This is a genomic window from Delftia sp. PE138, assembly GCF_018320755.1.
In the GTDB taxonomy this organism is placed as follows: domain Bacteria; phylum Pseudomonadota; class Gammaproteobacteria; order Burkholderiales; family Burkholderiaceae_C; genus Comamonas; species Comamonas tsuruhatensis.
This window is the reverse complement of sequence record NZ_JABEPN010000001.1, coordinates 234,876-252,178: the sequence shown is the minus strand read 5'-3', so window position 1 is coordinate 252,178 and position 17,303 is coordinate 234,876. Positions and strand designations below refer to the sequence as shown.

The 17,303-nt window shown below is 69.2% G+C and carries 17 protein-coding genes and 1 riboswitch; of the genes, 8 read left to right on the top strand and 9 right to left on the bottom strand.

Annotated elements, in window-relative coordinates:
- Window positions 1-2 precede the first annotated feature (2 nt).
- The 8 genes from cobW to HFGMBDPB_RS01105 all read right to left on the bottom strand — a co-directional run bounded on the left by cobW (window position 3) and on the right by HFGMBDPB_RS01105 (window position 8,977).
- A complete protein-coding gene (gene cobW / locus HFGMBDPB_RS01140; protein ID WP_046241471.1) occupies window positions 3-1,052 on the bottom strand; it encodes a cobalamin biosynthesis protein CobW in 1,050 nt (349 codons plus the stop codon).
- Window positions 1,053-1,079: 27 nt separating this feature from the next.
- The gene (locus HFGMBDPB_RS01135) at window positions 1,080-2,102 is read right to left on the bottom strand and encodes an LLM class flavin-dependent oxidoreductase (RefSeq protein ID WP_212644747.1); all 1,023 of its coding nucleotides are present in this window, start codon (window positions 2,100-2,102) and stop codon (window positions 1,080-1,082) included.
- 4 nt (window positions 2,103-2,106) lie between these two features.
- On the bottom strand, window positions 2,107-2,871 hold the full coding sequence (locus HFGMBDPB_RS01130) for an ABC transporter ATP-binding protein (RefSeq protein ID WP_212644746.1): 765 nt from the start codon (window positions 2,869-2,871) through the stop codon (window positions 2,107-2,109).
- Window positions 2,868-3,890 carry a FecCD family ABC transporter permease gene (locus HFGMBDPB_RS01125; RefSeq protein WP_017407715.1) on the bottom strand — a complete coding sequence of 341 codons (1,023 nt, stop codon included), beginning with the start codon at window positions 3,888-3,890 and terminating at the stop codon, window positions 2,868-2,870. Before HFGMBDPB_RS01125 ends, HFGMBDPB_RS01130 begins: the two co-directional genes overlap by 4 nt.
- A complete protein-coding gene (locus HFGMBDPB_RS01120) occupies window positions 3,887-4,828 on the bottom strand; it encodes an ABC transporter substrate-binding protein (RefSeq protein ID WP_212644745.1) in 942 nt (313 codons plus the stop codon). Before HFGMBDPB_RS01120 ends, HFGMBDPB_RS01125 begins: the two co-directional genes overlap by 4 nt.
- 10 nt (window positions 4,829-4,838) lie before the next feature.
- The gene (locus HFGMBDPB_RS01115) at window positions 4,839-7,070 is read right to left on the bottom strand and encodes a TonB-dependent receptor (RefSeq protein ID WP_212644744.1); all 2,232 of its coding nucleotides are present in this window, start codon (window positions 7,068-7,070) and stop codon (window positions 4,839-4,841) included.
- 129 nt (window positions 7,071-7,199) lie between these two features.
- A riboswitch (cobalamin riboswitch) is annotated at window positions 7,200-7,483 on the bottom strand.
- 54 nt (window positions 7,484-7,537) lie between these two features.
- Complete coding sequence (locus HFGMBDPB_RS01110; RefSeq protein ID WP_212644743.1) at window positions 7,538-8,428, bottom strand: CHAD domain-containing protein; 891 nt, start codon at window positions 8,426-8,428, stop codon at window positions 7,538-7,540.
- 57 nt (window positions 8,429-8,485) lie between these two features.
- Window positions 8,486-8,977 carry a YbaK/prolyl-tRNA synthetase associated domain-containing protein gene (locus HFGMBDPB_RS01105; RefSeq protein WP_016454410.1) on the bottom strand — a complete coding sequence of 164 codons (492 nt, stop codon included), beginning with the start codon at window positions 8,975-8,977 and terminating at the stop codon, window positions 8,486-8,488.
- A gap of 81 nt (window positions 8,978-9,058) precedes the next feature.
- Between HFGMBDPB_RS01105 and HFGMBDPB_RS01100 the strand changes: the two genes are divergently transcribed.
- Window positions 9,059-9,700, top strand: coding sequence for a helix-turn-helix transcriptional regulator (locus tag HFGMBDPB_RS01100; RefSeq protein WP_016448792.1), 642 nt, complete (start codon window positions 9,059-9,061; stop codon window positions 9,698-9,700).
- 44 nt (window positions 9,701-9,744) lie between these two features.
- Entirely contained in the window at window positions 9,745-10,707 is a 963-nt protein-coding gene (locus HFGMBDPB_RS01095; protein WP_016454412.1) for a threo-3-hydroxy-L-aspartate ammonia-lyase, read from the top strand.
- Window positions 10,708-10,738: 31 nt separating this feature from the next.
- Here HFGMBDPB_RS01095 and HFGMBDPB_RS01090 read toward each other — a convergent pair whose 3' ends face one another.
- Window positions 10,739-11,473 (bottom strand): NUDIX hydrolase, encoded by a 735-nt coding sequence (locus HFGMBDPB_RS01090; protein WP_016448794.1) that lies wholly within the window; start codon window positions 11,471-11,473, stop codon window positions 10,739-10,741.
- Window positions 11,474-11,561: 88 nt separating this feature from the next.
- Here HFGMBDPB_RS01090 and HFGMBDPB_RS01085 point away from each other — a divergent pair, with 88 nt between their 5' ends.
- From HFGMBDPB_RS01085 to HFGMBDPB_RS01060, 6 genes are all read left to right on the top strand, one after another.
- Entirely contained in the window at window positions 11,562-12,635 is a 1,074-nt protein-coding gene (locus tag HFGMBDPB_RS01085) for an SPFH domain-containing protein (protein WP_012207555.1), read from the top strand.
- Entirely contained in the window at window positions 12,622-13,554 is a 933-nt protein-coding gene (locus HFGMBDPB_RS01080) for a diacylglycerol kinase catalytic domain-containing protein (RefSeq protein ID WP_016448796.1), read from the top strand. Before HFGMBDPB_RS01085 ends, HFGMBDPB_RS01080 begins: the two co-directional genes overlap by 14 nt.
- A gap of 17 nt (window positions 13,555-13,571) precedes the next feature.
- Complete coding sequence (locus tag HFGMBDPB_RS01075) at window positions 13,572-14,330, top strand: DUF4291 domain-containing protein (RefSeq protein ID WP_349305355.1); 759 nt, start codon at window positions 13,572-13,574, stop codon at window positions 14,328-14,330.
- Window positions 14,327-14,908: a riboflavin biosynthesis intermediates N-glycosidase gene (gene ybiA, locus HFGMBDPB_RS01070; protein ID WP_212644741.1), complete on the top strand. Its 582-nt coding sequence runs from the start codon at window positions 14,327-14,329 to the stop codon at window positions 14,906-14,908. Before HFGMBDPB_RS01075 ends, ybiA begins: the two co-directional genes overlap by 4 nt.
- Window positions 14,905-15,873, top strand: a complete 969-nt coding sequence (locus tag HFGMBDPB_RS01065) for an ADP-ribosylglycohydrolase family protein (RefSeq protein WP_227468491.1) — start codon at window positions 14,905-14,907, stop codon at window positions 15,871-15,873. Before ybiA ends, HFGMBDPB_RS01065 begins: the two co-directional genes overlap by 4 nt.
- A gap of 338 nt (window positions 15,874-16,211) precedes the next feature.
- Window positions 16,212-17,300: a fimbrial protein gene (locus HFGMBDPB_RS01060; RefSeq protein WP_283247995.1), complete on the top strand. Its 1,089-nt coding sequence runs from the start codon at window positions 16,212-16,214 to the stop codon at window positions 17,298-17,300.
- Window positions 17,301-17,303 lie beyond the last annotated feature (3 nt).

Here is a 17,303-nt window from a genome sequence, read left to right as displayed (position 1 = left end):
GGTCAGGCGGCCACATTCTCCAGGCCCTTGCGCAGCGCTGCTTCGTCAAGGTCTTGCCCGATGAACACCAGGCGCGTGCCGCGTGCCTCGCCCTCGCGCCAGGCGCGGTCGAAATGGTGGTCGAAGCGGCGGCCCACGCCCTGCAGCAGCCAGCGCATGGGCTTGCCCGGGATCTCGGCAAAGCCCTTGACGCGCAGGATGCTGTGCTGCTCCACCAGCGTCTCCAGCGCGGCCAGCAGGCGGTCGCGGTCCACGGCGGGCAGGTCGATCACGTAGGAGTCGAAGTCGTCATGGTCATGGTCCTCGTCGTGGTCGTGGTGGCTCACGCGCTGGTCGATGGTGGTCTCGGCCGCCTTGGCCAGGCCCAGCACCACGTCCAGCGGCAGGCGGCCCTGGGACGATTGCACGATCTTGACCTCGGGCGGCAGCTCCTCGCGCACCAGGGCGGTCACGCGCGCCAGGGCATCGGCATCGGCCAGGTCGGTCTTGTTGAGCACCACCAGGTCGGCCGCGCCCAGCTGGTCCTCGAAGAGTTCGTGCAGCGGCGATTCGTGGTCCAGGTTGGGGTCGGCGCGGCGCAGCTCGTCCACGGCCTGGGGATTGGCGGCGAACTGGCCGCTGGCGGCCGCCGGCGTATCCACCACGGTGACCACCGCGTCCACGGTGAACACGTTGGCGATCTCGGGCCACTGGAAGGCCTGGACCAGGGGCTTGGGCAGGGCCAGGCCCGAGGTCTCGATGATCACGGCGTCGATCTGGTCGCGGCGCTCGGCCAGCGCGCGCATCACGGGGAAGAACTCTTCCTGCACCGTGCAGCACATGCAGCCGTTGGCCAGCTCGTACAGCGCGCCTTCGCGCTCGTTGCCCTCGTCGTCGCAGCCGATGCCGCAGCCCTTGAGGATCTCGCCGTCGATGCCCAGCTCTCCGAACTCGTTGACGATGACGGCAATGCGCCGGCCGCCCGCGTTGTCCAGGATGTGGCGCAGCAGCGTGGTCTTGCCGCTGCCCAGGAAGCCGGTGACGATGGTGGCGGGAATCTTGGCGGTTTGCATGGAAGGTTCTCCAGAAAAAAGAGGAAGTCAGACGGTGGCGAAAGGCACGGCGCTGCGCAATGAAGGAAGAACCTCCTGCGCAAACAGCTCCATGCCGGCGAGGGCCTGGGCGTCGCTCCACAGGCCGTTGGCGTTGAAGACGCAGCGCAGCTGGCCCATGCCCGTGCGCTCGCGCAAGGCGGTGATCTGCGCATGGCACTGCTCGGGCGTGCCATGGATGAATTGCTCGGCCAGCACGCGCGTCACATCGATGGGCAGCACCTGGTCGGCCGGCACGCCGCGCTTGCCCGCAAAGTACACGCGCCGCTGGTACAGCTGCGGCCACAGCGTGGCCAGCTGGGCCTGCACGGCGGCCTCATCTGCGCCGATGCAGACATAGCGCGCCAGCGATGAACGCGCACGCAGCGCGGCGGCATCGCGCCCGCGCTCCCGGGCAGCGGCCTCCAGGCGCTCCAGCTGCATGCCTTCGGGCGGCTCCAGGCTCAGCAGCAGGGGCAGATTCTGATCGACGGCAAAGCCCAGGGTCTCAGCCGTGGAGCCGGCCACATACAAGGGAGGATGCGGACGCTGCACGGTCGAAGGCAGGGCGGGCCGGTCCTCGAAGCTCCACGGCCCCTGCCCCGCCACGATGGGCCTGCCGGACAGCGCCTCCACCAGAATGCGGCAGGACTGCTCGAAGCGCTCGCGCGTGCTGTCAGCATCGATCTGCAGGGCGCGCAGCGCGGCCGGCTCCGTGCCCCGGCCCACGCCCACGTCGATGCGGCCCGCGCTTTGCAGGTCCAGCTGGGCAATCTCCTCGGCCAGCATCAGCGGATGGTGCAGCGGCAGCACCAGCACCGAGGTGCCCACGCGCAGCCGCTCGGTGCGCGCCAGCACGGCGGCGGCCAGCAGCAGGGGCGAGGGATAGGGCCAGGCGGTATCGGGCACGCGGAATTCGTTGAACCACACGCCCTGGAAACCCAGGCGCTCGGCGCGCTCGAACAGCGCCAGAAATTCCCGGTGGTCGCCGCGCGTGGCGTCGCGCGTCCAGCCGGCCAGATCGATGCGCATGGGGTCAGTTCTCCTGTTTCAGCCGCGCGCGCAGCAAGGTTTGCGGAGGTGCGTCGATGCGCTCGAAATCCACGCCGAACACGGCATCCAGCCCCGGCGCATGCAGCAGCTCGGCAGGGGCCCCATCGAGCGCAATGCGCCCCTGGTCCAGCACGATGACGCGCCCGAAGTGCGCCAGCGCCAGGTCCAGGTCATGCATGACCACCAGCACCAGCCGCTCGCGCCCGCGCTGCGCCAGCGCCTGCACCAGGGCCAGGCGGTGGCGCACGTCCAGCGCGGCGCCGGGCTCGTCGGCCAGCAGCACGGGCGGGTCGGTGGCCAGCACGGTGGCCAGCAGGGCACGCGCCTGCTCGCCGCCCGACAGCGTGGACCAGCGCCTGCGCGCGAAATCCTGCAGCCCGGCGCCTGCAATGGCCGCCTCGACATCACCCCGGCCCGCCAGCCGCATGTGCATGAGCTCGGCCAGCGTCAGGTCCCAGTGCGGCGCAAAGCGCTGGGGCATGTAGCCCACGCGGCGTGCGCGCTCGGCCACGGGCAGGGTTGCGATGTCTTGCCCGTCCAGCAGCACGCTGCCGGATGCAGGCGCCTGCAGCCCCGCCAGCAGGGACAGCAGGCTGGACTTGCCCGCGCCATTGGGTCCCACCAGGGCCACGGCGCCGCAGGCGGGCAAATGCAGCGAGACGGCGTCCAGCACGCTGCGGCCACGGTGGCGCAGCGTGAGGGACCGGGCCTGCAGGCGCGGTGTGACGGAAGGGATGGCACCGTTCATGCGGACCTCAGCCTGCGCGCCAGCAGCACGATGAAGAAGGGCCCGCCCGCCACGGCCGTGACCAGGCCCAGCGGGATCTCCGCCGGCGGCAGCACGCTGCGCGCAATCGCATCGGCCAGCGTGACGATGATGGCGCCCGTGAGCGCCGACGCCGGCAGGGCTGCGCGGTGCAGCGGTCCCGCCATCCAGCGCGCGATGTGCGGCGCAGCCAGGCCCACGAAGGCCACCAGCCCGCCATAGGCCACGGCCACGGCCACCACCAGCGAGCCGGCCAGCACGGCCAGCGGCGTGAAGCGCGCCACATCCAGGCCGAAGCCCTGGGCCGCATCGGCACCCAGGCCCAGCAGGTCCAGCCCGCGCGCCAGCGCCATGGCCCCGGCCAGGCAGGCCAGGGAGGCGCCGGCCAGCAGGCCCAGGCCGCTCCAGGACGGCGTCTGTATGCCGCCCAGCACCCAGCTGAGCACCACCTGCAGGCTCACCGTCTCATCGGACAGCGCCAGCATCAGGAACGAGCGCAGCGCGCCCAGCACGGCCGCCAGCGCCACGCCGGCCAGCAGCATGCCGGCCGCATCGGTGGCACCGGCCACGCGCGAGACGGCCAGCACCAGCATGGTCGAGCCCCAGGCGCCCGCAAAGGCCAGCACGGGCAGCGTCCAGGCCTGGGACAGGCCGAACAATAGATGCATGGGAACCAGCAGGGCGACAGTCGCCCCCAGCGCCGCGCCGCCCGAGGCGCCCAGCAGATAGGGCTCGGCCAGCGGATTGCGGAACACGCCCTGGAAGATGGCGCCCGACAGGCCCAGCAGCGCGCCCACCAGGGCGGCTGCCAGCACGCGCGGCACGCGCCACTGCAGCAGCAGCCGGCTGCGCAGGCTGTCTTCGCCGCCCAGCGCGGCCAGCAGGTCGGCCGGGCTGGCCCACTGGTGGCCCGCGCAGGCGGCAATCAGCAGGCTGGCCAGCAGCAGCAGGACCGCACCGGCCCAGGGGCGCCACGCAGGTGGATGTGAAAGGGAATTCATGCGGCCTCCCCGGCCCAGGCCGCAGGGTGCAGCCAGCGCGAGAGCTTTTCCACGCCGCCGAAGGTGCGCGGCCCGGGAATCAGGAACTCGGCACGCGCCACTGTGGTGGCCCGGCCCGCGCGCACGGCACGCAGGTCGCGCCAGCCGCGCTGGCCGATCAGGTCCTGCATGGCCTCCTGCGTGCCCGCGAACAGCAGCACGTCGGGGTCGGCGGCCAGCACGGCCTCGGGCGAGACCTGGGGCACCGTGCCCAGGCCGTCCAGCGCGAACGAAGCGCCCGCGCGCACCATGGCCTCTCCCGTATAGGTACCCGGCCGGGCCGCCAGCAGCATGCCGTTGCCCAGCCGGCCCGTGACCATGAGGGCGCGCGGCCGGGGCTGGCCGGCCACCTGCCGGTCCACGCGCAGCAGCCGCGCCTCCTGCGCGGTGGCCAGCGCCTGGCCGCGCGCCTGCACGCCCGTGGCGCGGGCCACCAGGCGCAGGTTGTCCATCACCTCGGCCAGCGAGCGGCTGAGCAGCACCATCACCGGCACGCCGATGCGCTCCATGGGATCGACCAGCTGGTGCGCCGCCTGGCGCGCGGGCGTGACGATGACCAGGTCCGGCTGGCGCGCCACCACGGCGTCCACCGAAAACCCCAGCCGCCCGCCCACCTTGGGAATGCGCTCCACGCCCGGTGGAAAGCGCGTGAAATCCTCCACGCCCACCACGCGGTCCAGCAGGCCCAGCGCGGCCACCAGTTCGGTGTTGGAGGCAAAGATGGAGACGATGCGCTGCGGCGGCGCGGCAATCTCCACGCGCCGGCCCAGCGCATCCTGCAGCACCACCGGACCGCCTGAAGCGACGGTGTCGGCCCAGGCCGCGGGCAGGCCGCAGCCCAGGGCCGCCGCCGCGCCCTGGCGCAACAACTGGCGGCGCGTGGTGCTGGATTGCCTCATGCCGTGGTCCTCAAAACTCTGCCTGCAGGCCGACCATGAGTTCGCGCCCGGCCATCGACGTTCCGCAGCCGCCGTTCTGGTACGCCGGGTTGGCGATGCAGGGCGCGCGGTCCAGCGCGATGAAGATGGGATGGCGGTTCAGGTCGAACAGGTTGTTCACGGCCGCGAACAGCTTGACGCCCGGCGACACGCGGTAGTCGGCACGCAGGTTCCAGATGGTGAAGGCGCCCTTGCGGTGGATGAAGGTGCTGCGGGGCTCGCCCTGCGGGATGAGCAGCGCCTCTTCCGTGTCGTACCACATGGGACCGCGCAGCAGCGTGGACAGCTGCAGGCTCCAGTCGCCCTGCAGGCGCCCGCTGCCGCGCCCGTAGCGCACGCCGGCCGAGGCCTCGTAGCGGTACATGCGCTGCACCTTGTCGGTATTGGCCGAGGCTGGCGATCCCTTGTCCCGCATGCTGAAGTGGTAGTAGCCGCCAGCCCAGGCCTTGAGCTGGTGGCCCGTCAGGTTCAGCGCCCGCGCCAGGTCCATGTCGGCCTGCATTTCCAGGCCGCGCGCCACGATGTCGGCCGCGTTGTTGGCGTAGTCCGAGGTATTGGTCGTCGCCCCGCGCGAGACGGTGATGATGCGGTCGCTGATGGTGTTCTGGAACAGGGCCGCATCCACGCGCCAGCCGGGCTGCTGCAGCGCGGCGCCGACCTCGATCTGGCGGCTGGTCTCGGGCTTGAGGTTGGGGTTGCCGAAGGTGCGGCCACCGCCGACGGCCGTGAAGTCCGAGGCCAGCTCCGTGGCCGTGGGCGCGCGGAAACCCGTGGAGGCCGCAGCGCGCAGCGTAAGCTGGTCCGTGGCCTTCCAGGTGGCGCCGGCCGACCATGTGTGGTTGTCGTAGTCGCGCGTGCTGGCCTGGGCCAGGGCCAGGTTGGGCGTATCGTCGAAGCGCGTCGTGCCCCAGGTCTTGCGCAGGCCGGCACGCAGGGTCAAGCGGTCGTCGAACAGGGTCTGCGCGTCCTCGAAGTACAGCGCGTGCACCTGCTCGTTCTGGTTGTTGTCGTAGGGCGCGACCTGGCCCGCCGGGCCGCCCGGCATGGCCACGCGCAGGCGGTCGGAGCGCAGCTTGCTGCGCTCCCAGTCGAAGCCCATCAGCAGGTCATTGGTCTGGCTCACACGCAGGCGCGGCTGAAAGCGCAGGCCCGTGGCGTCCAGCTGGCGGTGGTTGTAGTCGCGCGCCGTGCCGGGCACGGCGCTGTTGCCCGAGCGGATCACGGGCGATGCCCAGTTGAACTCATCGGTATCGACCAGGCTGTAGAGGTGGGTCGTCCAGCTCAGGCGCTGGCCGGGCAGTGCGCCCTCGTAGGTCAGGTCCAGCGAGCGGTTGCTGCGGTTGTCGCGGCTGTAGATGTTGGCGCCCGATCCGCGAAAGCCCGCGTTGTAGATGCCGTCCGTGCGCAGCTGCAGCTCCACGCGGTGCAGCTCGTGCAGCTGCCAGCCCAGGGCGCCACTGGCGCCGCGCCGCTTCCAGCCCGTGTTCTCCATGCGCGTGCCGCCGTCGCCCGACTCGTAGTCGCCGCGCCCGCCTGCGCTCACGCCGAAGTACCAGTCGAAGCGGTCATTGGCGCCGGCCGTCTGCGCATCGGTGCGCCACAGGTCCCACGAGCCGGCCTGGACCTGGGCGCGCGTGCCAGGCGCCGTCGCTCCCGTCTTCATGATGATGTTGACCACCCCGCCCAGGGCCTGGCTGCCGTAGATCACCGAGGACGGGCCGCGCACGATCTCGATGCGCTCCACATCCGAGGGGCTGAGCTTGGACAGGTTGGCCGTGCCCGCGCGCCGGCCGTTGACCAGCACCAGCACCTGGCTGCGGAAGTCGCGCCCCTGGCCGTCGGTGGAGGCGCCGCGCAGGTTCATCGAGGTCTGGGCCGCCGTCCACTCGCTGAGAAAGCCCACGGCGTTCTCGGCCAGCAGGTCGGTGACCGAGCGCGCGCTGGAGCGCTCTATGGCCTCGCGGTCGATGGTCTGCGTGGTGCCCGCGATGCGGCTGCGCGCCTCGGGCCGCGCCGTGGCGGTCACGAAGACGGCGTCCAGCGCATCGTCGGCGGATGCACCGGCTTTGCCGGCCGCCGGTTCCTGTGCGGCGCCGGCCGCCGCGGCGCAGCAGGCCAGCACGGCCGCAGCGGTGGCCGGGCGCAGGAAGGGAGGAAGGGGAAAGGGGCCGGAACAATCGGCGGCCAAAGAAGCGAAGCGCATGCGTTGAATCCAACTGCCCCAGTCACCCGTGGGGCCTATCGTCTGAACCACGCCGCACGGCGCGCACGCCGGAGCCGGCCACGCCAGCGCAGGCTGGGGCCGGACCGGACAGGCGCACTCCCGCGGCGTCCGAAAGCAATGCAGAAGGCCGGTATCCGGGCTTGCGGAACGCTGCGGCGCGCATCGTGGGCGCGCTGCAGCAGGCATCCCCGCCTTCCCATGTCCGTCCAGACACAGTGGCTTGCGGCGCGCAACCGGTGGGTGGCGCGCCAGCGTGGGGAGTTGTATTCCGCTGACCGTTGCGGGGGCAGCGCAGGCATTGCGAGCGGCCACCTCGATGGCATCGCGCACCTGCTTCCCGTTGAACCCCTGGCCGGCAAGCGGCATGGGGCACCTTCAGCAACAGCGCACCGCCACGGCCCAGGGGCTGCGGCGGTGCGCCAGCGGCGGATTATCGCTGATGCGGTCTAGGCCCAGAAGCCCGGCACGCGGGCCAGCGCACGCAGCGCGCGGCGGCTGCTGCGCGCGCTGGTGGCCAGGCGGGCCTGCAGGTAGCCGGCGGCAAACCAGGCGCGCGGATCCGTGCCGGCCTCGTCACGAAAAAGCGCGGCCGCCACGGCCATGTCGTTGTGCAGGCCCAGCGCGTCCTGGGCGGGCACCAGCGCCTCGGCAAAGCGCCGGCCCTTTTTGCCGGGCCACATTCCGGGCGCGAATTCCCGCGCGAAGTCCGCCAGGTAGCGCAGGCGCTTGAGCCGCTTGCGCACGCGGTGCTGCTGCGCCAGCGGCAGGCGGTCGAAGTGCCGGCCGTCGCGCAGCACCTGGCGGTGCAGGCGCGCCAGCCGCCGTGCCAGGTACTTGCGCGTGCCTGCGGCGGACAGGCTGACCAGGCCGGGCTGCCGCTTGCCTGCAGGCGCCTGCGCCAGCGCATGGATCTCGGCCAGCGTTTGCAGGAACTGCGGCTCGCGCACCGCAGCGGCCGCGTCCGCGTCGGCCTGCCCGGCATCCGGCACGGTCCATTCGCACAAGGGCGCATCGGCGTCCTGCAGCAGCGGCCGCACCACGTCGGCCAGGGTGCCGGCATCGCGCAGCGTGCCCAGGCGCGCAAAGGCCAGGGCCAGCGGGGCATCCCATTCGGCGCGCATGCCGGGCGCCAGCCCTGCGCATTCGCGCAGCAGGGTGCGCAGGCGCCGCAGGGCCACGCGCAGCTGGTGGATGCGTTCGGCCTCGCCGCTGCCGGCGTCCACGGCATCCACGGCATCCATATGCGACTGCACCTGGGCCAGTGCGGCAGCCAGCGTCGCACGCACAAAGCCGGCCGCATCGGGCCGGTCGGGGAACTGCCTGGCAGGGGTGGTCATGGTCAGGAGAGGATGTGCGGGCGTTGCTGCGATTGTGGGCACCGCCCGGCCCCCGGGTCAATCGGCGCCATCCCCGCTCAGGCTGTGCAGCGCGGGCCGGGCAATGCGCACATAGTCGGCCGAGTCCAGCACGATGGAGCGGTCCAGCCGGCCCGCATTGAAGGCGATCTCGGCAAAGCGCTCCACCAGTGCCGGGTCCACCACCAGGCGCACCTGCGGGTTGAAGGAGAACGGCGGCACCGATCCCATCACGCAGCCGGTGGCGGCCTGGGCCTCCTCTGGCGAGGCCAGCGTGGCCTTGCGCACGCCCACGGCCTGGGCCAGGCGCTTGAAGTCCAGCTTGCGGTCGCCGGGCAGCACGGCCAGGAACAGCTGGGGATCGCCCGCACCGGACGCATCGCGGCTCTTGCAGAGCATGGCCTTGGCGCCCTGGCCGGGGGCGGTGCCCCGGATTTCGGCGACGAGGTCGGAGCGGCCCTCGGCAGGGTGCTCGATCACGCGAAAGCGCGCGTCCTGGGATTGCAGCAGGTGAACAAGGGTGTCGAACATGGCAGGGAGCACAAGAAACGGACAAGAAGGCAGGTCGCCTGGGTTTTGACATTTTGTCCAATTCAAAACAAAATGTCCAATATGACACAACGCACTCCCGAGCAGCGCCAACTGCTGGAACAGGTGGCCAAGATCGCCGAAGGCCTGGGCCAGACCCTTGCCCCGTTCTGCGAGGTGGTGGTGCATGACCTGCTCGACCCGTCCCATGCGGTGCTGGCCATCCACAACAATCTCTCGGGCCGCGAGGTCGGCCAGGGCGCGACCGAGCTGGGCCTGGCCCGCATCCAGGACCCCGGCTACGAGCAGGTCATCGCCAACTACCCCAACCAGTTCGCCGATGGCCGCCAGGCCAAGAGCACGTCCATCGGCATCCGCGACTCCGAGGGCCGCTACATCGCCGCCCTGTGCATGAATGTGGACCTGACGATGTTCCAGGGCTTCCAGAGCATGCTCAACCGCTTTGCCGCCGTCAGCGGCGACACGCCGGCCCGCGAAATGCTGGCACCCATGGGCGCCGGGGCCGGTGCCGACACGGTGCGCGCCCGCATCGACCAGTTCGCGGCGCGCCTGGCGACCACGCCGCGCGCCCTCAAGCCCGAGGAGCGGCGCGCCCTGGTCCGTGAACTCAAGGGCGACGGCCTGCTGGACCTTCGCCGCTCCATGGAGACCATTGCCGCCCACCTGGGCGTGTCGCGCGCCACGGTCTACAGCTACGCCAAGTAGGTCCCGGCACCCCGCCGGTCTGCAACCCCTTCTCTCCCGTACCGATGACAAGCCTTCCCACCTACGACGACGTGGCCGCAGCGGCCCAACGCATCCAGGGCCATGCCCACCGCACGCCCGTGCTCACCTCGCGCACGCTGGACGAGGCGCTGGGCGCCCGTGTCTTCCTCAAGTGCGAGAACCTGCAGCGCATGGGCGCCTTCAAGTTCCGGGGCGCCTTCAACGCCCTGTCTCGCTTCAGCGCCGCGCAGCGCAAGGCCGGCGTGGTGGCGTTTTCCTCGGGCAACCACGCCCAGGCCATCGCCCTGGCAGCGCGGCTGCTGGAGATTCCCGCCACCATCGTCATGCCGCATGACGCGCCCGCCGCCAAGGTGGCGGCCACCAAGGGCTATGGCGGCCAGGTGGTGGTCTACGACCGCTATACCGAAGACCGCGAGCAGATCGGCCGCGACCTGGCCGAGCGCCATGGCCTGACCCTGATCCCGCCCTACGACCATGCCGACGTGCTGGCCGGCCAGGGCACGGCCGCCAAGGAACTGTTGGAGGAAACCGGCCCGCTGGACGCCCTCTTCGTGCCGCTGGGCGGCGGTGGCCTGCTGTCGGGCACCGCCCTGTCCACGCGTGCGCTCAGCCCCGAGTGCGCGCTCTACGGCGTGGAGCCCGAGGCCGGTAACGACGGCCAGCAGTCGCTGCGCGCAGGCCGCATCGTCCACATAGACACCCCCAAGACCATTGCCGACGGCGCCCAGACCCAGCACCTGGGCGGCATCACCTTCCCCATCATCCAGCGCGACGTGACCGACATCCTCACCGCCAGCGATGCCGAGCTGGTCGATGCCATGGGCTTCCTGGCCACGCGCATGAAGCTCGTGGTCGAGCCCACCGGCTGCCTGGGCCTGGCCGCCGCGCGCCAGAAAGGCGAGGAGCTGCGCGGCCGGCGCGTGGGCATCATCCTGAGCGGCGGCAACGTGGACATGCAGCGCTTTTGCAGCCTGCTGGGCGCCTGATCCTGATCCTGGCCCTGATCGAAGGCCGCCCTCACCCCCGCGGGCTGAAGGTGCGCGGAAACACCACGGGCGCGCTGCGGTCGGCCAGGCGGTAGCCCATGGCGGGGCGGCGTGACGTGCCCTCCACCTGGCCGGCCTCCACCAGAAAGCCGGCCGCCATCATGCGCGTGCGAAAACCGCTCTTGTCCACGGGGCGGCCCAGCACCACTTCGTAGGCCTGCTGCAGCTGCGGCAGTGTGAAAGGCTCGGGCAGCAGAAAGGCCGGCAGCGAGGTGTATTCCACCTTGCCCCGCAGCCGCTCCACCGCTGCGCGCAGGATCTCGCCGTGGTCGAAGGCCAGCGCAGGCGCGCGCAGCAGTTCATCGACGGCAAACCACGACACATCGGCCGCATTCGCGCCCTTGGCCAGGATCAGGTCATGGCCCGGGATCAGCGCGAAATACACATGCGTGGCCGACCAGCCACGCGGGTCGCGCGCCGCGCCGCCCCAGCTTCCCAGCTGCTCCAGGTAGGGGCTGTCCACACCCGTCTTGTCCAGCAGCTTGCGCCGCGCGCAGGCCAGCAGGTCTGCGTCCTGGCGCACATCCACAAAACCGCCGGGCAGCGCCCACAGCCCCGGGAACGGCTCGCTGCCCGCCGTGGGGCGCTGCACCAGGAGCACCTGCAGGGCATCGTCTGCGACCGTGAAGATGACCACGTCCACCGTGGTGAACGGGCGCGGGAAGTCCAGCGCGCCCTGCGGGGATGGGGAATTTTTTTCAGCCATGGGATGGATTGTGCTTGACGTGCCGGATTTTAAGTTGCACTATACAACCCATACGAGTTGTATAGAACAACTTAAAAGGAGAAGCACCATGTTCGGCATCCGTTTCATCAAGTCCCAACCCACGGTCCACCTCATGCAGTTCCGCGCCGGCAAGGTGGTGCGCGAGGGTGCGGGCCAGTCCTTCTTCTACTACGCCCCCACCACCACCCTGGTCGCGGTGCCCGTGGGCAGCCAGGACTGCCACTTCATGCTGGAGCTGGTGACGGCCGACTTCCAGAGCGTCACCGTGCAGGGCCAGGTCACCTACCGCATCAGCACACCGCGCCAGACCGCCACGCTGATGGACTTCTCCCTGGCACGCGACGGCCAGAAATACCTGTCCGAAGACCCGCAGCGCCTGGGCGACCGCGTGACCATGCAGGCCGAGGTCATCATCCAGCAGGCCGTGCAGGCGCTGGAGCTCAAGCAGGCGCTGCGCTCCTCGGCACTCATTGCGCGCACGGCCCAGCAGGAGCTGGCCGCCCAGCCCGAGATCGAGGCGCTGGGGCTGGAGATCCTGGGCGTCTCGGTCATGGCCGTCAAACCCACGCCCGACATCGCCCGCGCCCTGGAGGCCGAGGCGCGCGAGTCCAACCTCAAGGCTGCGGACGACGCCGTCTATGCCCGCCGCATGGCTGCCGTGGAAAACGAGCGCGCCATCCGCCAGAACGAGCTCGATACCGATGTGGCCGTGGAAAAGAAAAAGCGCCAGATCCGCGAGGCCCAGCTGGAAGCCAAGGCCGCCCAGATGCGCAAGGAAAACGAGCTGCGCGCCGAACAGATGTCCGCCGACGTGGCGCTGGAGACCAGCCGCCGCGACTTCGTCGAAGGCCAGGCCGCCAACAGCCGCACCCTGGCCGAGGCCGAGGCCTACCGCGTGGGCGCCGTCATGCAGGCCCTGGAAAAGGCCGATCCGCGCATCGTGCAATCGCTGGCCGCCGTGGGCATGCAGCCGGGCCAGCTCATCGCCCAGGCCTTTGGCGGCATTGCCGAGAAGGCCGAGCGCATCGGCCAGCTCAACGTCTCGCCCGAGCTGCTGCAGTCGCTCATGGGCGCCGGTGCAGGCCATGCAGCCGCCGTGGCCGATCCCGAACCCGCAAGGAGCCGCCGTGAACGCCAATGAACGCAAGACCGTGCTGGTGGTGCGGCGCACGCGGCTCGATGAGCTGGTGGCCAGGTACCACACGCTGTCCCAGGCGCGCTTCTACATCGAGCACCTGGGTGCCGACTTCGGCGACTACCTGCGCGAAAGCGCCGCCTACGCCGCCGCCCTGCAGGCCGTGGTGCAGGCGCTGGAGGCACGCGGCCGCTACCAGATCGTGGACCGCGCCCTGGTGCCCAACTTCGTCTTCGGCGCCGACGACATCGTGGTGGCGCTGGGCCAGGACGGCATGGTGGCCAACACCATGAAATACCTGGACGGCCAGCCGCTCATCGGCGTCAACCCCGAGCCCGCGCGCTGGGACGGCCTGCTGCTGCCCTTCGCCCCCGCCGACCTGGCCGCCCTGCTGGGCGACGTGGCCGCCAACCGCCGTCCCACGCGCGCCGTCACCCTGGCCGAGGCACGCCTGAGCGACGGCCAGGTGCTGCGCGCCGCCAACGACCTGTTCATCGGCCCGCGCAGCCACACCTCCGCCCTGTACGACATCGCGCTGGGCGACCGGCAGGAATCCCAGTCGTCCTCCGGCCTCATCGTCGCCACGGGGCTGGGCTCGTCGGCCTGGATCAAGAGCATCGTCACGGGATCTATGGGCATTGCCCGCGCCGTGCGCGGCGCGTCCACCGACTTCGACTACCAGCCCTTCGCCTGGGATGCGCCACGCCTGGACTTCGCCGTGCGCGAGCCCTTTCCCAGCCGCTCCTCCACGGCCGAACTGGTCTACGGCCAGGTCACCGCCGGCCAGCCGCTGACCCTGCGCTCGCGCATGCCCGACCATGGCGTCATCTTCTCGGACGGCATGGAGGCCGACTACCTGCAGTTCACGGCGGGCATGCAGGCCACCATCGGCCTGTCGGATCGGCAGGGCTGCCTGGTGGTGTGAAGGACCGGCCCTGCAGCGTGGCGCAGCGTCCTCAGAACACCTACAACAACAACAACAACAACAACAACAACAACAACAACAACAACAACAACAACAACAACGACAACGACAGCGACAACGACAACGACAACGAACAGACCATGAATCTCGCAACAGCACCCTACCTGCAGCAATCTGCCACCTGGCCTTCCGAGGGAGAGCACATCCTCGCCCACTACGACGACTCCACCGTGGTGGTCTACCAGGCCTATAGCCCGGCCATCGGCCTTCACGCGCTGGAGCATGGCCGGTTCGGCGGCCCGGACTTCAGCTTCGCGCGCATGAGCTGGATCAAGCCCAATTTCCTCTGGATGATGTATCGCTGCGGCTGGGCGACCAAGGCCGGCCAGGAAGTCATCCTCGGCCTGCGCATACGCCGGACTTTCTTCGAGAGCCTGCTGGATGCCGCCGTACCTTCCACCTTCAACCCCCGGCTCTACGCTGGCCTGCCCGAGTGGCAGCAAGCGGTGGCCACCTCCGAGGTGCGCCAGCAATGGGATCCGGACCATGCCCCCAGCGGCGCCAAGCTGCCGTTGCGTGCCATCCAGCTGGGCTTGCGTGGCAAGCTGCTACGCAGTTTCGCCACGGAGGAACTGCTGGAGGTCATTGACATGACATCCTTCGTCATCGAGCAGCGGGCCCATGCCCAGGATGGAAATCCGATGCTCATGACTCCCGTGGAGCGCGTCTACGTGCGGCTCGACAGGAAGAATTGCGCACCTGAGAACTCCGTATGACCACCACAGACCACATCGCCTCCCTGCAAGACCTCCAGCACGCCATGGCCCAGGGTCTCACCCCGCGCTTCCTGCCGTTCTGGGGCCACCAGCCTGCGGCCGATGGCTCCATCGGCAAGACCTGCATGAGCCAGTGGTTCGAGGCGGGCTTCGAGGTCGATGGCCAGCACTACCCCACGGCCGAGCATTTCATGATGGCGGGCAAGGCGCGGCTGTTTGGCGACGAGGCGGCGCACGCCGCCATCGTGCGCTGCCGCACGCCGGGCGAGGCCAAGAAGCTGGGGCGTGGCATCCAGGGCTTCGATGAAGCGGCCTGGGTGGCCGCGCGCATGGGCATCGTGGTGCGCGCCAACGAGGCCAAGTTCTCCCAGAACCCGGCCCTGGCCGGCTATCTGCTGAACACGGGCGACCGGGTTCTGGTGGAGGCCAGCCCCGTGGACGCCATCTGGGGCATCGGCCTGGCAGCCGACGATGTGCGAGCCACCGACCCCGCGCGCTGGCAGGGCCTGAACCTGCTGGGCTTTGCCCTCATGCAGGTGCGCGCGCGGCTGCGCAGCACCGCTCCTGACCGACCATGAGCGCGAGCACAGGCATGGCCATGGACACGCTGGACCGATACCGTGGTGCCCTGCTGGGCCTGGCCTGTGGCGATGCCGTGGGAACGACGCTGGAATTCCAGCCGCGCGGCAGCTTTGCGCCGCTGACCGACATGGTGGGCGGCGGCCCCTTCTCGCTGCCCGCAGGCAAGTGGACCGACGACACCTCCATGGCCCTGTGCCTGGCCGAAAGCCTGCTCCAGCGCGGCGGCTGCGACCCGCAGGACCAGATGGCGCGCTATGCCAACTGGTACGAATGGGGCTACTGGAGCTCCACCGGCAACTGCTTTGACATCGGCATGGCCACCAGGGCGGCCATCCAGCGCTTCCTGGCCACCGGCGATCCGCTGGCCGGGTCGCCCGACCCGGACCAGGCCGGCAACGGCTCCCTGATGCGGCTGGCGCCCGTGCCCATGTTCTTCGGCCCCGACGAGGACCTGGTGCAGCGCATGGCTGAACTCAGCTCACGCACCACCCACGCGGCACCTGAATGCCTGCAGGCCTGCCGCCTGTTCGCCGTGGCGCTGTGCCGGGCACTACAGGGACTGCCCCGGTCGCAGGTTCTGGACCTGGGCGGCGTTCTGCAAGACAGCGCCAGCCCGCGCCTGCAAGAGATTGCCCGTGGCCGCTATCTGAACAAGCCAGCCACGCAGATACGCGGCAGCGGCTACGTGGTGGACAGCCTGGAGGCGGCCCTGTGGTGCTTTGCGAGGCATGACAGCTTTGAAGGCGCGGTACTGCAGGCCGCCAACCTGGGCGATGACGCCGACACCACGGCAGCCATCACGGGCCAGTTGGCCGGAGCCTTCCACGGCGCCAGCGGCATTGCGGGCCGCTGGCTGGAACGCCTGCACCTGGCCCCTGAGATCACAGCCCTGGCCGATGCGCTCTGGCAAGCCGCCAGAGGTGCCAGGGACGCTTCTCCGACCGCACCTCTCAGCACCTGAGCGGCCTGGCGCGCTCACGACAGTCGCCGGGGCCGCGAGCGGACTGAACCAGGCTTGTCTGCGCGACAACCCACACGCCCGAGCTGCGTGACACTCGGGCCTTGCTCTTTACGAATGGCGTGCATGGGCGGCTTTTGACTGAGCCACGCTCCATTTTCAGAACAATCTGATTGCATCAACTCATATCTTCGGCGTAGAGTGTGAAATACCTAAGAGGCCACACATCGAATGATTCGATGCTTTCATTTCCACCCCCTCCTTAGTCACTCAAAAGTTCGATAAAACTATTGCGTGATATTTTCGAGAATCATACTTCAGCAATGGACCGAATCAGTATCATGCATTTTTCTTTCATTCCCTCATTTCCTTCGCAAGTACGCCGCCTTGCATTGATCGCCCTTCCATTTCTCATCGCCTTTTCAGCGGCAACGATGAACACCAATGCCTTTGCCGGTGGCGTATTCTCCCCCACCAGCTCCAGCATTTCACTGCCCGAGGAAATAACAGTACCCGGAAATTACGCCAACGGATCGACGCTATGGAAGTCTACGGTAACCGTATTTAATCTGCGAGCAGTGCTGAACACGGCATTCGAGTACGATGTTGAAAAAGCCGTTGTAGCTGCCAATGTTCAATCCGGAAGCAAGACGCCCGGATACAATAATGTCTACAGCACCAATATTCCCGGCATTGGAATCCGCTGGTGGGCCACATGGCGCGGCCCCGGCGCTCCCAGTGGCAGAACCGTGCCCATTACTACCGAATCAGAAAATAATTCGGGCGCGCTGGGTTATTTCTGGAATGCTTCATCCCGCCAGGATGTCTGGATCGAGCTGGTGAAAACCGGCAACGTTTCCGCTGGCACGCTAACGGGCTCCGGGATGAACGTCGAGATGCGATTCCAGTGCCCCGGCTGCACCGCAGGATACGTCAACCTGTCCGGCCGTACCAGGGTGGTGGTCGGTCCCTCCTGCTCGGTGGCCGCCTCGGCCATCTCCGTACCCATGGGCGCTGTGCCCATCCTGCGATTCACGGGCCTCCAATCCACCTCCATCCCCCAGCACTTCGACATCACGCTGGAATGCAAGGGCGGCGCGCCCGCAAGCGTTCTGCACCCCCACGTCACGCTCACCGATGCCAACGACACCAGCAATCGGAGCACCGTCCTGACCTTGAGCCAGGCCACGTCAGGCGGCAAACCGGTTGCCACCGGAATAGGCATACAGATACTGAAGGATGACACCGCACTCGCATACGGCCCCGACTCCAACGTGCCTGGCAACACCAACCAATGGAGTGCGGGAACCATCGTTCAGGGCGTTGCCCAGTTCAAGATCCCGCTGACTGCCAAATACGTGCAGACCGCTGCGGCAGTCACGACGGGGCAGGCCAACGGCAGGGCCACCTTCACGCTGAACTACCAGTGAGCA

Excerpts from the sequence above, each read along its gene's own strand:
- cobW (WP_046241471.1), bottom strand. The coding sequence starts at position 1,052 with ATGCAAACCGCCAAGATTCCCGCCACCATCGTCACCGGCTTCCTGGGC.
- HFGMBDPB_RS01135 (WP_212644747.1), bottom strand. The coding sequence starts at position 2,102 with ATGCGCATCGATCTGGCCGGCTGGACGCGCGACGCCACGCGCGGCGAC.
- HFGMBDPB_RS01130 (WP_212644746.1), bottom strand. The coding sequence starts at position 2,871 with ATGAACGGTGCCATCCCTTCCGTCACACCGCGCCTGCAGGCCCGGTCC.
- HFGMBDPB_RS01125 (WP_017407715.1), bottom strand. The coding sequence starts at position 3,890 with ATGAATTCCCTTTCACATCCACCTGCGTGGCGCCCCTGGGCCGGTGCG.
- HFGMBDPB_RS01120 (WP_212644745.1), bottom strand. The coding sequence starts at position 4,828 with ATGAGGCAATCCAGCACCACGCGCCGCCAGTTGTTGCGCCAGGGCGCG.
- HFGMBDPB_RS01115 (WP_212644744.1), bottom strand. The coding sequence starts at position 7,070 with ATGCGCTTCGCTTCTTTGGCCGCCGATTGTTCCGGCCCCTTTCCCCTT.
- HFGMBDPB_RS01110 (WP_212644743.1), bottom strand. The coding sequence starts at position 8,428 with ATGACCACCCCTGCCAGGCAGTTCCCCGACCGGCCCGATGCGGCCGGC.
- HFGMBDPB_RS01105 (WP_016454410.1), bottom strand. The coding sequence starts at position 8,977 with ATGTTCGACACCCTTGTTCACCTGCTGCAATCCCAGGACGCGCGCTTT.
- HFGMBDPB_RS01100 (WP_016448792.1), top strand. The coding sequence starts at position 9,059 with ATGACACAACGCACTCCCGAGCAGCGCCAACTGCTGGAACAGGTGGCC.
- HFGMBDPB_RS01095 (WP_016454412.1), top strand. The coding sequence starts at position 9,745 with ATGACAAGCCTTCCCACCTACGACGACGTGGCCGCAGCGGCCCAACGC.
- HFGMBDPB_RS01090 (WP_016448794.1), bottom strand. The coding sequence starts at position 11,473 with ATGGCTGAAAAAAATTCCCCATCCCCGCAGGGCGCGCTGGACTTCCCG.
- HFGMBDPB_RS01085 (WP_012207555.1), top strand. The coding sequence starts at position 11,562 with ATGTTCGGCATCCGTTTCATCAAGTCCCAACCCACGGTCCACCTCATG.
- ybiA (WP_212644741.1), top strand. The coding sequence starts at position 14,327 with ATGACCACCACAGACCACATCGCCTCCCTGCAAGACCTCCAGCACGCC.
- HFGMBDPB_RS01065 (WP_227468491.1), top strand. The coding sequence starts at position 14,905 with ATGAGCGCGAGCACAGGCATGGCCATGGACACGCTGGACCGATACCGT.
- HFGMBDPB_RS01060 (WP_283247995.1), top strand. The coding sequence starts at position 16,212 with ATGCATTTTTCTTTCATTCCCTCATTTCCTTCGCAAGTACGCCGCCTT.